Raw genomic sequence first — 19659 nt, forward strand, 5'->3', positions numbered from 1 at the left:
TAGTTTCAGCCTTTCACTGCCGGACGGATGACCACGTCGCCGCCCTTGGCACCCGGAATGCCGCCACGAATGAGCAACAGGTTGCGCGCGGCATCCACGCGGAAAATCTCGAGATTCTGGACCGTGGTGCGTGCGTCACCCATGTGACCGGCCATCTTCTTGCCCTTGAACACATGCCCCGGCGTCTGGTTCTGACCGATGGAACCCGGCGCGCGATGCGCCTTGGAGTTGCCGTGCGTGGCGCGCTGCGCGCGGAAGTTGTGCCGCTTGATTACACCCGCATAGCCCTTACCGATGGAGCGACCGACCACGTCGACCACCTGGCCGTCCTCGAACAGCGAGGCGGTGATCTCGGCGCCGACTTCGATATCGATTTCCTCGAACGCCGGCTCGGCGTCGGCTTCCTCACCCTCGGCGAGCTCGGCCGCGGCCATCGGACGCTTGAGCTTGGGCATGTTCTCGCCCTCGGCCAACCGGAATTCCCAGAGACCGCGACCCGCGTCCACGCCAGCCTTCTTGAAGTGACCGGCGCTGGGCCGGTTCACCCGAGAGGCGCGGCGTTCGCCGGTGGTCACCTGAACAGCGGTATATCCGTCGGTGTCGGCGGTCTTGATCTGAGTCACACGATTGGGCGTGACCTCAACCACCGTCACGGGCACGGAAGCGCCCGCGTCCGTGAACACGCGCGTCATGCCGCGCTTGCGGCCAACCAAACCTATCGCCATTACCAGTTCCTTCTTGCTTATCGCCACTCGCTAACGGGGGCGACAGTTCAAGTGTCAGAGGCCGCCGCCGTGTCTCAAGCAGCGGCCCGTTAAACTCAGTTTTCATCGCCAGCCCCGCGGGCCGGCGGCAGTCAAGGCGCTGCGTTATTACTGCAGCTTGATCTGCACGTCCACGCCGGCGGCCAGATCCAGCTTCATCAGCGCATCGACGGTCTTCTCCGTCGGCTCGACGATATCCATCATCCGCTTGTGGGTGCGAATCTCGTACTGGTCGCGCGCATCCTTGTTCACATGCGGCGAGATGAGCACCGTGTAGCGTTCCTTGCGGGTGGGCAACGGAATCGGGCCATGCACTTGGGCCCCGGTCCGCTTGGCCGTCTCCACGATCTCACGCGCCGACTTGTCGATCAGACGATGATCGAACGCCTTGAGACGGATGCGGATGTTCTGACTCGTTGCCATTGCTTACTGTGTCTCGCTTATCGAAAGGTTGTCGCTTCCATTACTGACCGAGCGTCAGCCCAATCAAGATACGACCCTTACTCCCTGCTCGTGACCCGTGATAGATGACTGCTGGTTCGCGGAATCACGCAAAAATCAATCGGTGATCTTGGTCACCACTCCGGCACCCACGGTACGGCCGCCTTCGCGAATCGCGAAACGCAGGCCTTCTTCCATGGCAATCGGGGCAATCAGTTCCACGTTCATGGTGACGTTGTCTCCCGGCATCACCATCTCGACATCCGCCGGCAGCTCACAGGCACCCGTCACGTCGGTGGTGCGGAAGTAGAACTGCGGCCGGTAGCCCTTGAAGAACGGGGTGTGGCGACCGCCCTCTTCCTTCTTCAGAACGTACACTTCGCACTCGAACTTGGTGTGCGGGGTGATGCTGCCCGGCTTGGCCAGCACCTGGCCACGCTCGATGTCTTCGCGCTTGGTGCCGCGAAGCAGGATGCCAACGTTGTCGCCCGCCCGGCCTTCGTCAAGCAGCTTGCGGAACATTTCCACGCCGGTGACGGTGGTCTTGGCGGTGTCCTTGAGGCCGACAATCGCGATCTCGTCGCCCACCTTGACGATGCCACGCTCGATGCGGCCGGTGGCCACGGTGCCGCGGCCGGAGATGGAGAAGACGTCTTCCACCGGCATGATGAAGGCACCGTCCACGGCGCGGTCGGGCTCGGGGATGAAGTCGTCCATCGCCCGTACCAGCTTGACGATGGATTCGATGCCGTGCTCGGATTCTTCGCCTTCCAGGGCCTTGAGGGCGCTGCCGACGATCACGGGGGTGTCGTCGCCGGGGAAGTCGTAGGCGTCGAGCAACTCACGCACTTCCATTTCCACCAGCTCGAGCAGCTCGGCGTCGTCGACCATGTCGGCCTTGTTCAGGTACACGACGATGTGCGGCACGCCAACCTGGCGCGACAGCAGGATGTGCTCGCGCGTCTGCGGCATGGGGCCGTCGGCCGCGCTCACCACCAGAATCGCACCGTCCATCTGCGCGGCACCGGTGATCATGTTCTTGACGTAGTCGGCGTGACCCGGGCAGTCCACGTGGGCGTAGTGCCGGCCTTCCGATTCGTACTCAACGTGCGAGGTCGAAATCGTGATGCCGCGCGCCTTTTCTTCCGGCGCCTTGTCAATCATGTCAAACGCCGATAGCTCCGACCCGAACAACCGGTTCGATACCACCGTCAACGCCGCCGTCAACGTCGTCTTGCCATGGTCAACATGACCAATCGTGCCCACATTCACGTGCGGCTTGCTGCGCTCGAATTTTGCCTTCGACACGGCTAACTCCCCTTAGGCTTCTGCCGGTTGCTTCTTGATCAGGCCGTCGGCGATGCTCGCCGGCGCCTCGGAATACTTTTCAAACTGCATGGTGTAGGTCGCCCGACCCTGGCTCATGGAGCGCACGTCCGTGGCATAACCAAACATCTCGGACAGCGGCACTTCGGCGGACAGGGTCTTCCCCGTGGGTCCGTCCTCCATCTGCTTGATGGTGCCGCGACGGCGATTCAGATCGCCCATGACATCGCCCATGTACTCTTCGGGCGTCACCACCTCGACGTCCATCATCGGCTCGAGCAGGACTGGCTTGGCCTTGCTTGCACCTTCACGGAAGGCCATCGAGCCAGCGATTTTAAACGCCGTTTCGTTGGAGTCAACATCATGGTACGAACCGTCGTACAGGGTGACCTTGACGTCGACCATCGGATAGCCCGCTATGACGCCATTCCGCATGCATTCTTGGACGCCCTTATCGACCGCCGGAATGTACTCCTTCGGCACGACACCGCCGGTAATTGCGTTAACGAACTCGTAACCCGCGCCCGCTTCTTCCTGCGGCTCGATCTTGAGCCACACGTGGCCGTACTGACCACGGCCGCCCGACTGGCGCACGAACTTGCCTTCCTGCTCGACCGTGGCGCGGATGGTTTCGCGATACGCGACCTGCGGGGCACCGACATTGGCCTCGACATTGAACTCGCGCTTCATGCGATCAACGATGATCTCCAGATGCAGCTCACCCATGCCGGAGATGATGGTCTGACCGGATTCCTCGTCGGTACGCACCTGGAAGGAAGGATCCTCCTGGGCCAGCTTGCCCAGCGCGACACCCATCTTCTCCTGGTCCGACTTGGTCTTGGGCTCGACCGCCACCGCGATCACCGGCTCCGGGAACTCCATGCGCTCCAGGATCACCTGCGAGTCGAGCGCGCAGAGGGTGTAACCCGTGGTCACGCTCTTGAGCCCGACCACCGCGGCGATGTCGCCGGCGCGCACTTCCTTGATCTCTTCGCGGGTATTGGAATGCATCTGCAACAGTCGGCCGATGCGCTCCTTCTTGCCGTCAATCGAGTTGTAGATCGAGTCACCCGACTTGAGCACGCCGGAATAGACCCGGATGAAGGCCAGGGAGCCGACGTAAGGGTCGGTCGCGATCTTGAATACCAGCGCCGCGAACGGCTCGTCGTCGGAGGCGTTGCGCTCGACGGGCTTGTCCTCGTCGTTGGCGTCCACGCCCTTGATCGGCGGCACTTCCACCGGCGACGGCATGTAGTCGACCACCGCGTCGAGCAGCGCCTGCACACCCTTGTTCTTGAAAGCCGTGCCACAAAGGCACAGGCAGATTTCCGTGGAGAGCGTGCGCAGACGCAGGCCGTTCTTGATCTCGTCGTCGGTGAGCTCGCCGCCTTCGAGATACTTGTCCATCAGCTCTTCGTTGGCTTCCGCGGCGGCCTCGATCATGGCGTCGCGGTACTTCTGCGCGTCAGCCTTGAGGGCCTCGGGAATCTCGCGGGCCTCGAACGTCCGGCCAGCGTCTTCCTCGTTCCAGTAGATCGCCTGCATGCGCAGCAGGTCGATCACGCCTTCGAAGTTGTCCTCCGACCCGATCGGCAGCTGCACCGGGACCGGCTTGGTACCCAGGCGCTTGTCGATCATGTCGACGCAGCGATAGAAGTCCGCGCCGAGTTTGTCCATCTTGTTGACGAACACCATGCGCGGCACATGGTACTTGTTGGCCTGCCGCCAGACCGTTTCGGTCTGCGGCTCCACGCCGGCGTTGGCATCCAGCACACACACGGCGCCGTCGAGCACTCGCAGCGAACGCTCCACCTCGATGGTGAAGTCCACGTGTCCGGGCGTATCAATGATGTTGATGCGGTACTGCTCGGGGAACTGCTGCTCCATGCCCTGCCAGAAACAGGTGGTGGCCGCCGAGGTAATGGTGATACCGCGCTCCTGCTCCTGCGCCATCCAGTCCATGACGGCCGCGCCGTCATGCACCTCGCCCATCTTGTGGGAGATGCCGGTGTAGTAAAGAATGCGCTCGGTCGTCGTCGTCTTGCCGGCATCAATATGGGCCATGATGCCGATATTGCGATAGCGCTCAATGGGATGCTTGCGGGGCATGGAAATCTCTGCAGTAGTGTCGAATGTCGCGACCGCTTACCAGCGGAAGTGCGAAAACGCCTTGTTGGCTTCGGCCATGCGATGCGTGTCTTCCCGCTTCTTGACCGCCGCGCCGCGATACTCGGCTGCGTCCATCACTTCGCCGGCCAGCCGCCGGGCCATGGAATGCTCGCCGCGCTTGCGGGAAGCATCGATAAGCCAGCGCATCGCCAGCGTGGTGCGACGCACGGCGCGCACCTCGACCGGCACCTGGTAGGTGGCACCGCCGACACGCCGGGACTTGACTTCGACCGCCGGACGAACGTTGTCCAACGCCTCTTCCAGTACTTCCAGTGGATTGTCGGTCTTCTTGCGCGACGAGATTTCGGTCAGCGCGCCATACATGATGGCCTCGGCCTTGGACTTCTTGCCGTCGCGCATGAGCATGTTCATGAACTTGGCAAGCAGGTCGCTCTTGAACTTGGGATCCGGCAGTATTTCGCGCTTGGGTGCGGCAGCTCGGCGTGACATCGTCTCGACTCCTTAGGACTTCGGCTTCTTGGCGCCGTACTTGGAACGGCCCTGGCGACGAGCCTCGACGCCGGACGCGTCCAGCGCGCCACGCACCGTGTGATAACGCACACCGGGCAAGTCCTTGACACGACCGCCGCGAATCAGCACCACCGAGTGCTCCTGCAGGTTATGACCTTCACCACCAATGTAGCTGGTGACCTCGAAACCATTGGTCAGCCGTACGCGGGCGACTTTGCGCAGCGCAGAGTTCGGCTTCTTGGGGGTGGTCGTGTACACGCGGGTGCAAACACCCCGTCGCTGCGGGCATCCCTGCAGCGCCGGCACGGCGTTCTTGACCGGTTTGTTCTTGCGTCCCTTACGGACGAGCTGATTCACCGTAGCCACGAGCTAAAACCTTGTTTCCGGTAATAAAAGACAGGCCGGGGGCACCCGGCCTGTCACGGCGAGGCGGCGAATACTAAAGACTCCCACCCCGGGTGTCAAGATATACCGCGCCGGGGCCGCAGAACGGGCCCCGGCGCGGGCAAAACGTCTACGCCTGGTCGTCGTCGGCGCTGTCGCCGGCCTCGGCGGACGGTTCCGACTCGAGGGTCAGGGCCTCTTCTTCCACCGCGGCCGCCGGGGCGGCATCGGGGAAACCGAGCAACCCGGCGCGGTCACGCCGACGCTGCTCGTGGTAGGCCAGACCGGTACCGGCCGGGATCAGGCGGCCGACGATGACGTTCTCCTTCAGGCCGCGCAGATCGTCACGCGCGCCCCGCACCGAGGCTTCGGTGAGTACGCGGGTGGTTTCCTGGAAGGACGCCGCGGAGATGAAGGATTCGGTCGACAGACTCGCCTTGGTAATACCCAGCAACAGCCGCTCGCAGGTGGCGGGCTGCTCTTCGCGGGCCTGAATACGCCGGTTTTCTTCCAGGAACGTCTGGTACTCGATCTGCTCGCCCTGCAGGAAACGGGTATCGCCCGGGTCCAGGATTTCCACCCGCCGCAGCATCTGTCGAATGATCGCCTCGATGTGCTTGTCGTTGATGCGCACGCCCTGCAGGCGGTACACATCCTGGATTTCCTTGACCAGGTACTCGGCCAGCTTGGGGATGCCCTGCAGCCGCAGGATGTCATGCGGCATGGGCTCACCATCGGAGATGATTTCGCCCTTGTCCACGTGCTCACCCTCGAACACGTTGATCTGCCGCCACTTGGGCACCAGCAGCTCGGTCTCGCTGCCGTCGGCGTCGACGATCTTGATACGCTGCTTGCCCTTGGTCCCCTCGCCGAAGCGGATGGTGCCCGCGGCCTCGGCCAGAATCGCCGGCACCTTGGGCTTGCGCGCCTCGAACAGATCGGCCACGCGTGGCAGACCACCGGTGATATCGCGCGTCTTGGACGATTCCTGCGGAATGCGGGCGCAAATATCGCCCACCACCACGGTCTGACCATCCTCGACCGTCACGATCGCCTTCGGCGGCAGGCTGTAGGCCGCCGGGATGGAGGTGCCCGGGAAATTGAGCTCCTTGCCCTTGCCATCCAGCAGCTTGATCACCGGCCGCAGGTCCTTGCCGCCTGAGCCGCGCGATTTCGCCTCGGTGACTACCAGGGTGGAGACGCCGGTAATCTCGTCGACCTCTCGCTGCACCGTGACGCCGTCGACGAAGTCCTCGAACTTCACCTTGCCGGCCACCTCGGTGACGATCGGGTGGGTGTGCGGATCCCAGTCGGCCAGCCGCTGCTGGGCCTCGACCGCGTCGCCGTCGGCCACGTGGATGGTGGCGCCATAGGGAATCTTGTAGCGCTCCTTCTCCCGGTGGTTCTCGTCAAGCACGCCGACTTCACCAGAGCGCGACACCGCAACCAGGTGTCCGCCTTCCGCATGCTGCACGGTCTTGATGTTGTGCAGCTTGGCGGTACCGCCGGATTTGGCGGCCACGCCGTCGGCGGACACCGCACGGGACGCCGCACCACCCACGTGGAAGGTACGCATGGTGAGCTGAGTACCCGGCTCGCCGATACTCTGGGCGGCAATCACGCCCACGGCCTCGCCGATGTTGACCAGCTGACCGCGCGCCAGGTCGCGGCCGTAGCACTGGGCGCAGACGCCGAACGACGTTTCACAGGTGATCGGGCTGCGCACGAACAGCTCGTCGACCGAGTTGTCCTCGATGTAACTGACCAGCTTCTCGTCCAGCAGCGTGCCGGACTCGACCAGCACATCGTCGCTGCCCGGCTTGAGCACGTCCTTGGCCAGCACCCGGCCCAGCACCCGCTCGCGCAGGGGCTCGACCACGTCACCACCCTCCACGATCGGATACATCCACACACCTTCCTCGGTGTCGCAATCCGGCTCGGTCACGACCACGTCCTGGGCCACGTCGACCAGGCGGCGGGTCAGGTAACCCGAGTTGGCGGTCTTGAGCGCGGTATCGGCCAGACCCTTGCGGGCGCCGTGGGTGGAGATGAAGTACTGCAGGACGTTCAGACCCTCGCGGAAGTTCGCGGTGATCGGCGTCTCGATGATGGAGCCGTCCGGCTTGGCCATCAGGCCTCGCATGCCGGCGAGCTGACGAATCTGGGCGGCACTGCCTCGGGCGCCCGAGTCGGCCATCATGAAGATCGAGTTGAACGAGTCCTGGTCGACTGAATTACCGTCCGCATCGGTCACGGTGTCGGTACCGAGCTGGTTCATCATCGCCGCGGCGATCTGCTCGTTGGCACGCGACCAGATGTCGATGACCTTGTTGTAACGCTCGCCCTGGGTCACCAGACCCGAGGTGTACTGCTGCTCGATTTCCTTGACCTCGTCCTCGGCGTGGGCCAGGAACCTGGCCTTCTCCGGCGGCACCACCATGTCGTCCAGACCGATGGAAATACCCGCCTTGGTGGACAGACGGAAACCGGTGTACATGAGCTGGTCGGCGAACACCACGGTGTCCTTGAGACCGGCCTCGCGGTAGGCCACGTTGATCACGTCGCCGACCGCCTTCTTGTCGAGTTCACGGTTGATCAGCGAGAACGGCAGCGAATCCGGCAGGATTTCCGACAGCAACGCCCGGCCCACCGTGGTATCCACGATGTGGGTCTTGCGGTGCAGTTCCCCGGCCTCGTCGCGTTCGACGTCATCGATGCGCACCCGCACTTTGGCCTGGAGATCGACCGCGTCGGAATCGTAGGCCCGGCGCAGCTCCGGCACGTCGGCGAAGATCATGCCTTCACCCGGCGCGTTCACCCGTTCGCGGGTCATCCAGTAAAGACCCAGCACCACGTCCTGGGTGGGCACGATGATCGGTGCACCGGACGCCGGCGACAGGATGTTGTTGGAGGCCATCATCAGCACGCGGGCTTCCAGCTGCGCTTCCAGCGACAGCGGAACGTGCACGGCCATCTGGTCGCCGTCGAAGTCCGCGTTGAAGGCGGTGCACACCAGCGGATGCAGCTGGATGGCCTTGCCTTCGATCAGCACCGGCTCGAACGCCTGGATGCCGAGGCGATGCAGCGTGGGCGCGCGGTTGAGCATGACCGGGTGCTCGCGGATGACTTCCTCGAGCATGTCCCAGACTTCCGGCTCCTCGCGCTCCACCATCTTCTTGGCGGCCTTGATGGTCGAGGCCAGACCCAGCCGCTGCAGGCGGCTGAAGATGAAGGGCTTGAACAGTTCCAGCGCCATCTTCTTGGGCAGACCGCACTGGTGCAGTTTCAGCGTGGGCCCGACCACAATAACCGAGCGGCCGGAGTAGTCGACGCGCTTGCCCAGCAGGTTCTGACGGAAGCGGCCCTGCTTGCCCTTGATCATGTCGGCCAGCGACTTGAGCGGGCGCTTGTTGGAACCGGTGATGGCGCGGCCGCGGCGGCCGTTGTCGATCAGCGCGTCCACCGACTCCTGCAGCATGCGCTTTTCGTTGCGCACGATGATGTCCGGGGCGTTGAGTTCCAGCAGCCGGCGCAGGCGGTTGTTGCGGTTGATCACGCGCCGGTAGAGATCGTTGAGATCCGAGGTGGCGAAGCGGCCACCGTCCAGCGGCACCAGCGGCCGCAGATCCGGCGGCAGCACCGGCAGCACGTCCATGATCATCCATTCCGGCTTGTTGCCGGAATGCATGAAATTGTCGATCAGCTTGAGGCGCTTGCCCAGACGCTTGATCTTGGTTTCCGAGCCGGTGGCGTTCATCTCCTCGCGGAGCTTGGCGGCTTCGGTCGGCATGTCGATCTGCTTGAGCAGCTCCAGCACCGCTTCGGCGCCCATGCGGGCGTCGAACTCGTCGCCGTACTGCTCGACCGTATCGAGGTATTCCTCTTCGGTGAGCAGGGTGCCGACTTCCATCGGCGTCATGCCGCCGTCCACGACCACGAAGGCCTCGAAGTAGAGAATGCGCTCGATCGCCCGCAACGGCATGTCGATCAGCAGGCCGATGCGCGACGGCAGGCTCTTGAGGAACCAGATATGCGCAACCGGCGAGGCCAGATCGATGTGACCCATGCGCTCGCGCCGCACCTTGGTCTGGGTGACCTCGACGCCGCACTTCTCGCAGATCACGCCGCGGTGCTTCATGCGCTTGTACTTGCCGCACAGGCACTCGTAATCCTTCACCGGGCCGAAGATGCGGGCACAGAACAGCCCGTCCCGCTCCGGCTTGAAGGTGCGGTAGTTGATCGTTTCCGGCTTCTTGACCTCGCCGAAGGACCAGGAGCGGATCGTGTCCGGCGCCGCGAGGCTGATACGGAGCGCGTCGAACTCCTCGACGTGATCCTCGGTCTTGAACAGGTTAAGCAGATCTCTCATTTCTTGCTCCGCAAGCGTAAGGCGTGAAGGTGGCGGGGCGAGGCCCGGCCGCTGCCGGCCGGGTTCACCGAACCCGCATCAGCGGGTAGCGCACCCCCTCACTTGTCGTCCTCTTCCAGCTCGATGTTCAGACCCAGCGAGCGGATCTCCTTGGTCAGCACGTTGAACGACTCGGGCATGCCCGCCTCCATCTGGTGGTTGCCGTCCACGATGTTCTTGTACATGCGGGTGCGTCCGGTGACATCGTCGGACTTCACCGTAAGCATTTCCTGGAGGGTGTAGGCCGCGCCATAGGCCTCCAGCGCCCATACCTCCATCTCGCCGAAGCGCTGACCACCGAACTGGGCCTTGCCGCCCAGCGGCTGCTGGGTGACCAGGCTGTACGGCCCGGTGGAACGCGCATGCATCTTGTCGTCGATCAGATGGTTGAGCTTGAGCATGTACATGTAGCCCACGGTCACCTTCCGGCTGAAGGCCTCGCCGGTGCGGCCGTCGATCAGCGTGGCCTGCCCGGACTCCGGCAGCCCGGCCAGCTTGAGCAGTTCGCGGATCTCGTCCTCGTGCGCGCCGTCGAACACCGGAGTGGCGGTCGGCAGGCCACCCACCAGATTCCCGGCCAGCGTAATCACTTCGTCATCGCTGAGGCTGCCGATGTTCTCCGGATGCGACCCGGTGGTGGCGTAGACCTTCTCCAGGAAGCCGCGGATATCGGCAACCGCTTTCTGCTGCTCCAGCATCTCGTCGATGCGGTGACCGATGCCACGGGCCGCCCAGCCCAGGTGAATCTCCAGCACCTGCCCGATGTTCATGCGCGACGGCACACCCAGCGGGTTCAGGGCGATGTCGACCGGGGTACCGTCCTCGAGATGCGGCATGTCTTCCACCGGCACGATCTGCGAGACCACGCCCTTGTTGCCATGACGGCCGGCCATCTTGTCGCCCGGCTGGAAGCGACGCTTCACCGCCAGGTAGACCTTGACCATCTTGAGTACGCCCGGAGCCAGCTCGTCGCCCTGGGTGATCTTCTCCTTCTTGTTGGCGAAGCGCCGATCGAACTCGGCCTTCTGATCCTTCAGGCGCTTGGCCATGGCCTCGAGCTGGGCCTGGGATTCCTCGTTGCGCAGCCGGATGTCGAACCACTTGTTGCGGTCCAGTTCATCCAGGTACGCGGCGGAAATCTTGGCGCCGGCCTTGAGCTTGCCGGGACCGCCGTCCGCCACCTTGCCCATGAGCATGGTGCGCAGGCGATCGAAGATGTCGTCCTCGAAGATGCGCAGCTGATCGTTCAGATCCTTGCGCACGTCCTTGATCTCGTCTTCCTCGATGGACAGCGCCCGGGCATCCTTCTCGACGCCGTCACGGGTGAACACCCGCACGTCGATCACGGTGCCGTCCATGCCCGGCGGCACGCGCTGGGACGTGTCCTTCACGTCCGAGGCCTTTTCGCCGAAGATTGCCCGCAGAAGCTTTTCCTCCGGGGTAAGCTGCGATTCGCCCTTGGGCGTGACCTTGCCCACCAGGATGTCGCCGGACTTGACCTCGGCGCCGATGAAGGCGATGCCGGACTCGTCCAGCTTCTGCAGCGCCGACTCGTTGACGTTGGGGATGTCCGCGGTGATCTCTTCCGGGCCCAGCTTGGTCTCGCGGGCCACACAGGTCATTTCCTCGATGTGCACCGAGGTGAAACGATCCTGCTCGACCACCCGCTCCGAGATCAGGATGGAATCCTCGAAGTTGTAGCCATTCCAGGGCATGAACGCGCACAGCATGTTCTGGCCCAGGGCCAGTTCGCCCATGTCGGTGCTGGGCCCGTCGGCCAGCACATCACCGCGGGCCACCACGTCGCCGGGCTTGACCAGCGGCTTCTGGTTCATGCAGGTGTTCTGGTTGGAACGGGTGTACTTGACCATGTTGTAGATGTCGACGCCGGCCTCCTCGGCGGAGGTCTCGTCGTCGTTGACCCGCACCACGATGCGGGCGGCGTCGACCTTGTCCACCAGCCCGCCGCGACGCGCGGTCACGGCATTGCCGGAGTCGATCGCCACCTTGCGCTCGATGCCGGTACCCACCAGCGGCTTGTCCGCCCGCAGGCAGGGCACGGCCTGACGCTGCATATTCGCCCCCATCAGGGCGCGGTTGGCGTCATCATGCTCCAGGAACGGCACCAGGGCCGCGGCCACCGACATGATCTGCTTGGGCGACACGTCCATGAACTGGACGCGGTCCGGCGAAGCCAGGGTGAATTCGTTGGCGTGCCGACAGGACACCAGCTCGTTGACCAGGCGACCCTTGTCATCGGTCTTGGCATTGGCCTGGGCGATCACGTAACGGCCTTCCTCGATCGCCGACAGGTATTCCACCTCGTCGGTGACCTGTCCATCGGACACCCGGCGGTAGGGCGTCTCCAGGAAACCGTAGTCGTTGGTCCGGGCATAGACCGACAGGGAGTTGATCAGGCCGATGTTCGGGCCTTCCGGCGTCTCGATCGGGCAGATACGGCCGTAATGGGTAGGGTGCACGTCGCGCACCTCGAAACCGGCGCGCTCGCGGGTCAGACCACCCGGGCCCAGTGCCGACACGCGGCGCTTGTGGGTGACCTCGGATAGCGGATTGTTCTGATCCATGAACTGCGACAGCTGCGAGGAGCCGAAGAACTCCTTCACCGCCGCCGCCACCGGCTTGGCGTTGATAAGATCCTGGGGCATCAGGCCCTCGCTCTCGGCCATACTCAGGCGCTCGCGCACGGCGCGCTCGACCCGGACCAGGCCGGTGCGGAAGGCGTTCTCGGCCATCTCGCCCACCGAACGCACGCGGCGGTTGCCGAGATGGTCGATGTCATCCGTGGTGCCGATGCCGTTGCGGATACTGATCAGTTCACGCATCACCGCGGCGATGTCATCGTTGGACAGGACCGATTCCCCGGTGACCTCGTCGCGACCCAGGCGGCGGTTGAACTTCATCCGGCCGACAGCCGACAGATCGTAGCGCTCGGCGTTGAAGAACAAATTGCCGAACAGGCTTTCCGCCGCGTCCTTGGTTGGCGGCTCGCCCGGACGCATCATGCGGTAGATTTCCACCAGCGCTTCCAGCGGCGTGGTGGTGGTATCCACCTGCAGCGTGTTGGAAATGTACGGACCGTGGTCCAGATCGTTGATGTAGAGGGTCGGAATATCCTTGATACCCGCGGCCCGGAAGGATTCGACCGTTTCCTCGGTGATCTCCTCGTTGGCCGCGGCCAGCACCTCGCCGCTGTCGGTATCGACGATGTTGCGTGCCAGCACCTTGCCCACCAGGTAGGCCTCGGGCACGTCCAGCTTGTTGACGCCCGCCTCTTCCAGCTGGCGAATATGGCGCACGGTAATGCGGCGGCCTTCCTCGACCACCACCTTGCGGCCGGCCTTGATATCGAAGGTGGCCGTTTCGCCGCGCAGGCGCTCGGGCACCAGCTCCATCTCCACCTTCTTGTCGGTGAGGTGGAACATGTTGGTGTCGTGGAACATCTCGAGCATCTGCTCGGTGTCATAGCCCAGCGCCCGCAGCAGCACCGTCGCCGGAAGCTTGCGGCGGCGATCGATGCGCACGTAGAGGTTGTCCTTGGCATCGAACTCGAAGTCCAGCCAGGACCCGCGGTACGGAATCACCCGGGCGGAGTACAGGAACTTGCCCGACGAGTGCGACTTGCCCCGGTCGTGATCGAAGAAGACGCCCGGCGAGCGGTGCAGCTGGTTGACGATCACCCGCTCGGTGCCGTTGATGATGAAAGTGCCGGTATCGGTCATGAGCGGCAATTCGCCCATGTAGACTTCCTGCTCGCGGATATCCTTGACCGGCTTCGGGTTGGCCTTGCTTTCCTTGTCGTAGATGACCAGGCGCACGGTTACCCGCAGCGGCGCCGAGTAGGTCAACCCGCGGATGCGGCATTCCTTCTCGTCGAAGGCCGGCTCACCGAGACGGTAGCTGACATACTCCAGCGCGGCGCTGCCCGAATAGCTGACCATCGGGAAGACCGAGCTGAAGGCGCTGTGCAGGCCGATGTCGTTTCGGCGGGCGGGATCGAGATCAACCTGCAGGAACTGCCGGTACGAGCCCAGCTGGGTGGCCAGCAGGAACGGCAGCTCCAGCACGGAATGCTGCTTGGCAAAATCCTTGCGGATGCGCTTTTTCTCGGTGAAAGAGTAGGCCATGTCTGTTGCAAACCTCATCGAGATGCGCCATCGGAATGGCGGCGGCACGGGGCCGCTATTGGCGCGGCCAGAGTCGGACAACGGGAAAAGGCCGGCAGCCTCTGGGCTACCAGCCGAATTCTGTCAGCGTTGTCGAAATATGGTCGTGAGCAACTGTCGCGCGATTATAGCTCAATCTGAACGCCGCACGCGAGCCGGGGAATCCCCCGGCCCGCACACGGCGGCCATGTAAACGGATGTCGGCAATGAACCGACGCCGATCACTTGAGCTCGACGGACGCGCCAGCTTCTTCCAGCTGCTTCTTCATTTCCGCGGCATCGTCCTTGGAAACGCCTTCCTTGATCGTGGACGGCGCACCCTCGACCAGTTCCTTGGCCTCCTTGAGACCCAGGCCGGTGATGGCACGGACGGCCTTGATGGCGCCGACCTTGTTTTCGCCGAAGCTGGACATGACGACGTCGAACTCGGTCTGCTCCTCGGCAGCCTCGCCACCGGCGTCACCGCCGGCAGCACCACCAGCGGCAACCGCCACCGGCGCCGCGGCAGACACGCCGAACTTCTCTTCCATCATCTCGACCAGCTCGACCACGTCCATCACGGACATCTCGCTGATCGCTTCGAGTACTTCTTCCTTGCTAGCAGCCATCTTCATTTGCTCCTGTTCAGTATCAGCGGCCGGGGCCGCCTTCGGTTATCGTTAAGACCATGGTGATCCGGTTGTGCCGGACCCGCGGTATCAGGCGGCCTGCTTCTGATCTCGCACCGCCGCCGTGGCACGGGCAACCTGTGCCACCGGTTCGCGCGTGGTGCGGACCAGCTTGGTGATCGGCGCGGTCATCACGCCCATCAGCTGGGCCAGCGCCTCGTCACGGGTCGGCAGCTTGGCAAGGCGGTCGAGCTGTTCGCCCGGCAGCATCTGCCCGGAGAATGCGATCGCGGTCACCTTCAGGGTCTGATTACCCTTCATGAAACCGCTGATCACTCGCGCGGCCGAGCCCGGATCCTCCAGGGAGAATCCCAGGATCACCGGCCCCACGAATGCATCATTCATGCACTCGTAGTCCGTGCCCTTGAGCGCGATCCGGGCCAGATTGTTCTTGACCACCTTCAGGTAGGCGCCGCCCTCGCGTGCCTTGACCCGAAGATCGTCCATCTGGCCCGCGGTCATCCCGCGGTATTCCGCCAGCACGGCGGAATGGGCACGGCCAGCCACGTCACTGACTTCCGCAACCATGGCCTTCTTGGCTTCATAACTCATGGCCATAGCCATCACTCCTTGTCGTTCGACGCCGCAACACACGACGCCGATTCCCTTGATGACGCCGGTCACGGGACCGGTGCCGTTCAACGGCGAATCGCGACAAAAACGACACGCCATCTGCGCAGGCCGGCGTTGATTCGCCTTTAATGCCGACCGTGAGGCCGGCCACCGGCGGTCTTTGACGACGCAGCCTTGTTCGATGGGCTACGCAGCAAAGATTCCTCTGCCGCACCGGTCAGCCGAGGCCGACCGGTGCGGTTAATCGGGTGTCGCCTCAGGCGGCGACGCCGGAATGATCGATGGTTATCCCCGGACCCATGGTCGTGGACAGCGTCATCTTCCGGAGATAAATGCCCTTGGCGTTGGCGGGCTTCGCCTTCTTGAGATCGGCGATCAGCGCATTGAGATTCTGGGTCAATGCCTCGGCATCGAAATCCAGCTTGCCGATGCCGCAATGGATGATGCCGCCCTTGTCGGTACGGTACTGGACCTGACCCGCCTTGGCGTTGGTCACGGCAGTCGCCACATCGGCGGTGACGGTGCCGGTCTTGGGGTTCGGCATCAGGCCCTTCGGCCCGAGGATCTGGCCCAGCTTGCCCACCACCGGCATTGCATCCGGCGAGGCAATGACCACATCAAAGTTGATCTCGCCGCCCTGAATCTGCTCGGCCAGGTCGTCGAAGCCCACGATATCGGCGCCCGCCTCGCGGGCGGCATCGGCCTTGTCGCCCTGGGCGAAGACTGCCACGCGCACGCTCTTGCCGGTGCCGTTGGGCATGACGGTGGAGCCACGCACGTTCTGGTCGGACTTGCGCGGATCAACACCGAGGTTGACCGCGACTTCCACCGACTCGTTGAAACGGGCGCTGGAAAGTTCCTTGAGCAGCGTGATCGCCTCGTCCAGCGAGTAGGCGCGCTCGGCGTCGACCTTTTCCTGGAACAGCCGCTGACGCTTGGAGAGTTTTGCCATGACTTCAGCCCTCCACCTTGATGCCCATGCTCCGGGCGCTACCTGCAATAATCGCCACTGCGGCATCCATGTCGGCCGCGTTGAGATCCGGCCACTTGGTCTCGGCGATCTCCTCGAGCTGCGCACGCGTGACCTGGCCCACCTTCTCCTTGAGCGGATCGGCGGCGCCCTTGTCGATCTTGGCGGCCTTCTTGAGCAGGATCGATGCCGGCGGCGTCTTCTTGACGAACGAGAAGCTGCGATCGGCGTAGACCGTGATCACCACCGGAATCGGCAGGCCGGCCTCGGTGTCCTGGGTTTCGGCGTTGAACGCCTTGCAGAATTCCATGATGTTGACGCCGTGCTGACCCAGCGCCGGGCCCACCGGGGGGCTCGGGTTGGCCTTGCCGGCCGGAATCTGCAGCTTGATGTACGAGCTGATCTTCTTAGCCATGATTACCTCTTTCTGGTGCCAGCGCCAGGGTCGGACGAACCGCCCGCGGCTCCCAGATCAGTGAAATGCCTCGCCTGCCAATGTCGTGAGCGGGGCGCCTGGGCCACCCTTCGGCACGATACCGGCAACACGAAACGCGAAACTGCGTTATCCCTTCTCGACCTGCGAGAAATCCAGATCCACCGGCGTGGAACGCCCGAAGATCATCACCGCCACCCGCAGGCGATTCTTGTCGTAATTGACTTCCTCGACCACGCCGTTGAAGTCGGCGAACGGACCGTCGGTGACGCGCACTTCCTGGCCCGGTTCGAACAGGGTCTTGGGCCGGGGCTTTTCCACCGACTCTTCCACCCGGTTCAGTATCTGCGCGGCTTCCTTGTCGGAAATCGGTGCCGGACGATCCGCGGTACCGCCGATGAAACCCAACACCTTCGGCACGTTCTTCACCAGATGCCAGGTGTCGTCGTTCATTTCCATGTTGACGAGTACGTAGCCGGGGAAGAACTTGCGCTCCGTCGTACGGCGCTGTCCTTCCTTGATCTCGACCACTTCCTCGGTGGGCACCAGGATGTCACCGAAGTGCTCTTCCATCTCGTGGCGCCTGACGTGCTCGATCAGCGCCTTTTTGACCTGATTCTCGTACTGGGAATAGGCATGAACGACGTACCAACGCTTGGCCATCACCACACCCCCCTATCGACCCGTCAACATCTGCACACCCCATGCGAGCATCACGTCCAGTGCCCAGATAAAAACGGCAAGAATCATGACTACAACAATGACCATCAACGTGGTCTGAATGGTTTCCTGACGACCCGGCCATACGACCCGGCGCAACTCGGTGCGCGACCCCTGTATATAGGACCAGGCGGTCTTGCCGGTCGCGCTCTGCAGACCGATGAACACCGCCACGGCCGCCCCCGCCAGCATGCCGAGCACCCGCACGAGATCACTGTACTGCGGCTCGAACCAGTAATAGGCGAACATGCTGCCGCCGAGGACGAGCACCGCCAGCCAGAGCAGCGCGGTGTCCTTCGCGGAACTGCCGTGTTCTTCCTGAGTTGCCATGGAATCTAAAATCCTGAACCGGGTCAGCACACTGATATGGCAGGCCAGGAGGGACTCGAACCCCCAACCTGCGGTTTTGGAGACCGCTGCTCTGCCAATTGAGCTACTGGCCTGTCGATGCGCCGCCGAAAAAGGAGGCGGATGGTACCACAACTGCGGACACCGACAAGCGTCGCTCGCAATCGGGGAATACGGCCTGCTGGAAAGGTCGCCCCGGGCCGCACTGGTCACCCCGGGGCGGCGGCCTTTTCAGCCTACTCCGTAATCTTGGTCACCACCCCGGCGCCCACGGTCCGGCCACCTTCGCGAATCGCGAAACGCAGGCCTTCTTCCATGGCAATCGGGGCAATCAGTTCCACGTTCATGGTGACGTTGTCTCCCGGCATCACCATCTCGACATCCGCCGGCAGCTCACAGGCACCCGTCACGTCGGTGGTGCGGAAGTAGAACTGCGGCCGGTAGCCCTTGAAGAACGGGGTGTGGCGACCGCCCTCTTCCTTCTTCAGAACGTACACTTCGCACTCGAACTTGGTGTGCGGGGTGATGCTGCCCGGCTTGGCCAGCACCTGGCCACGCTCGATGTCTTCGCGCTTGGTGCCGCGAAGCAGGATGCCAACGTTGTCGCCCGCCCGGCCTTCGTCAAGCAGCTTGCGGAACATTTCCACGCCGGTGACGGTGGTCTTGGCGGTGTCCTTGAGGCCGACAATCGCGATCTCGTCGCCCACCTTGACGATGCCACGCTCGATGCGGCCGGTGGCCACGGTGCCGCGGCCGGAGATGGAGAAGACGTCTTCCACCGGCATGATGAAGGCACCGTCCACGGCGCGGTCGGGCTCGGGGATGAAGTCGTCCATCGCCCGTACCAGCTTGACGATGGATTCGATGCCGTGCTCGGATTCTTCGCCTTCCAGGGCCTTGAGGGCGCTGCCGACGATCACGGGGGTGTCGTCGCCGGGGAAGTCGTAGGCGTCGAGCAACTCACGCACTTCCATTTCCACCAGCTCGAGCAGCTCGGCGTCGTCGACCATGTCGGCCTTGTTCAGGTACACGACGATGTGCGGCACGCCAACCTGGCGCGACAGCAGGATGTGCTCGCGCGTCTGCGGCATGGGGCCGTCGGCCGCGCTCACCACCAGAATCGCACCGTCCATCTGCGCGGCACCGGTGATCATGTTCTTGACGTAGTCGGCGTGACCCGGGCAGTCCACGTGGGCGTAGTGACGGCCTTCCGATTCGTACTCGACGTGCGAGGTCGAAATCGTGATGCCGCGCGCCTTCTCTTCCGGCGCCTTGTCAATCATGTCAAACGCCGACAGCTCCGACCCGAACAACCGGTTCGATACCACCGTCAACGCCGCCGTCAACGTCGTCTTGCCATGGTCAACATGACCAATCGTGCCCACATTCACGTGCGGCTTGCTGCGCTCGAATTTTGCTTTGGACATGGATGCTGCCTACCTTTGTATCTAGTCCGTTTCCCGAAACCTTCCCGACAAGGAGACGTCTTACGACTCCCAATGGCACAAGGCCGTGCCAACGGCCGGTATGCCCGGCCGGTAGCGAACCGAGAACCGCGTTCTCAACTCGTCTTCCACCGTGGCGGCTGGAAGCCCCACCGGCGGAATAAACATGGAGCCCGGAAGCGGATTTGAACCGCCGACCTCTCCCTTACCAAGGGAGTGCTCTACCACTGAGCTATCCGGGCGTGATCTGGAGCGGGCGATGGGAATCGACCGATTCGCATGGACCCCGAGGCATGATGCCGAAGGGACGCGAGCTTTGCGAGCCCGCAGGGTCGATGCCACGGATGGCATCGAC

The 19659-nt window shown here is 63.3% G+C and carries 15 protein-coding genes and 2 tRNA genes; all 17 read right to left on the bottom strand.

All coding sequences use genetic code 11. The features are described 5' to 3' along the window. Positions 1–5: 5 nt before the first annotated feature. Positions 6–725: a 50S ribosomal protein L3 gene (gene rplC, locus RM532_RS14405; RefSeq protein ID WP_311654038.1), complete on the bottom strand. Its 720-nt coding sequence runs from the start codon at positions 723–725 to the stop codon at positions 6–8. Positions 726–872: 147 nt separating this feature from the next. Further along, on the bottom strand, positions 873–1187 hold the full coding sequence (rpsJ, locus tag RM532_RS14410) for a 30S ribosomal protein S10 (RefSeq protein ID WP_311654039.1): 315 nt from the start codon (positions 1185–1187) through the stop codon (positions 873–875). A gap of 135 nt (positions 1188–1322) precedes the next feature. Further along, complete coding sequence (tuf, locus tag RM532_RS14415) at positions 1323–2513, bottom strand: elongation factor Tu (RefSeq protein WP_311654040.1); 1191 nt, start codon at positions 2511–2513, stop codon at positions 1323–1325. 12 nt (positions 2514–2525) lie between these two features. After that, positions 2526–4640: an elongation factor G gene (fusA, locus tag RM532_RS14420; protein WP_311654041.1), complete on the bottom strand. Its 2115-nt coding sequence runs from the start codon at positions 4638–4640 to the stop codon at positions 2526–2528. A 36-nt stretch (positions 4641–4676) separates the two neighbouring features. Further along, entirely contained in the window at positions 4677–5150 is a 474-nt protein-coding gene (rpsG, locus tag RM532_RS14425; RefSeq protein ID WP_311654042.1) for a 30S ribosomal protein S7, read from the bottom strand. A gap of 12 nt (positions 5151–5162) precedes the next feature. Next, positions 5163–5537 carry a 30S ribosomal protein S12 gene (rpsL, locus tag RM532_RS14430; RefSeq protein ID WP_311654043.1) on the bottom strand — a complete coding sequence of 125 codons (375 nt, stop codon included), beginning with the start codon at positions 5535–5537 and terminating at the stop codon, positions 5163–5165. A gap of 148 nt (positions 5538–5685) precedes the next feature. Further along, complete coding sequence (gene rpoC / locus RM532_RS14435; protein ID WP_311654044.1) at positions 5686–9924, bottom strand: DNA-directed RNA polymerase subunit beta'; 4239 nt, start codon at positions 9922–9924, stop codon at positions 5686–5688. Between the two features lie 98 nt (positions 9925–10022). Beyond that, positions 10023–14108, bottom strand: coding sequence for a DNA-directed RNA polymerase subunit beta (gene rpoB, locus RM532_RS14440; RefSeq protein ID WP_311654052.1), 4086 nt, complete (start codon positions 14106–14108; stop codon positions 10023–10025). A gap of 260 nt (positions 14109–14368) precedes the next feature. Further along, the gene (rplL, locus tag RM532_RS14445) at positions 14369–14755 is read right to left on the bottom strand and encodes a 50S ribosomal protein L7/L12 (protein ID WP_311654045.1); all 387 of its coding nucleotides are present in this window, start codon (positions 14753–14755) and stop codon (positions 14369–14371) included. 90 nt (positions 14756–14845) lie between these two features. Next, a complete protein-coding gene (gene rplJ, locus RM532_RS14450; protein WP_311654046.1) occupies positions 14846–15373 on the bottom strand; it encodes a 50S ribosomal protein L10 in 528 nt (175 codons plus the stop codon). A gap of 271 nt (positions 15374–15644) precedes the next feature. Continuing rightward, positions 15645–16340, bottom strand: coding sequence for a 50S ribosomal protein L1 (rplA, locus tag RM532_RS14455; protein ID WP_311654047.1), 696 nt, complete (start codon positions 16338–16340; stop codon positions 15645–15647). Between the two features lie 4 nt (positions 16341–16344). Continuing rightward, a complete protein-coding gene (gene rplK / locus RM532_RS14460; RefSeq protein ID WP_311654048.1) occupies positions 16345–16773 on the bottom strand; it encodes a 50S ribosomal protein L11 in 429 nt (142 codons plus the stop codon). Positions 16774–16920: 147 nt separating this feature from the next. Then, positions 16921–17454: a transcription termination/antitermination protein NusG gene (gene nusG, locus RM532_RS14465; RefSeq protein WP_311654049.1), complete on the bottom strand. Its 534-nt coding sequence runs from the start codon at positions 17452–17454 to the stop codon at positions 16921–16923. Positions 17455–17466: 12 nt separating this feature from the next. Next, complete coding sequence (gene secE / locus RM532_RS14470; protein WP_311654050.1) at positions 17467–17841, bottom strand: preprotein translocase subunit SecE; 375 nt, start codon at positions 17839–17841, stop codon at positions 17467–17469. 37 nt (positions 17842–17878) lie between these two features. Further along, positions 17879–17954, bottom strand: a tRNA-Trp gene (locus tag RM532_RS14475). A gap of 141 nt (positions 17955–18095) precedes the next feature. Further along, a complete protein-coding gene (tuf, locus tag RM532_RS14480; RefSeq protein ID WP_311654051.1) occupies positions 18096–19286 on the bottom strand; it encodes an elongation factor Tu in 1191 nt (396 codons plus the stop codon). Positions 19287–19471: 185 nt separating this feature from the next. Next, a tRNA-Thr gene (locus RM532_RS14485) sits at positions 19472–19546 on the bottom strand. Positions 19547–19659 lie beyond the last annotated feature (113 nt).

Source organism: Spectribacter hydrogenoxidans (genome assembly GCF_031846275.1).
GTDB lineage: Bacteria > Pseudomonadota > Gammaproteobacteria > Nevskiales > Salinisphaeraceae > Spectribacter > Spectribacter hydrogenoxidans.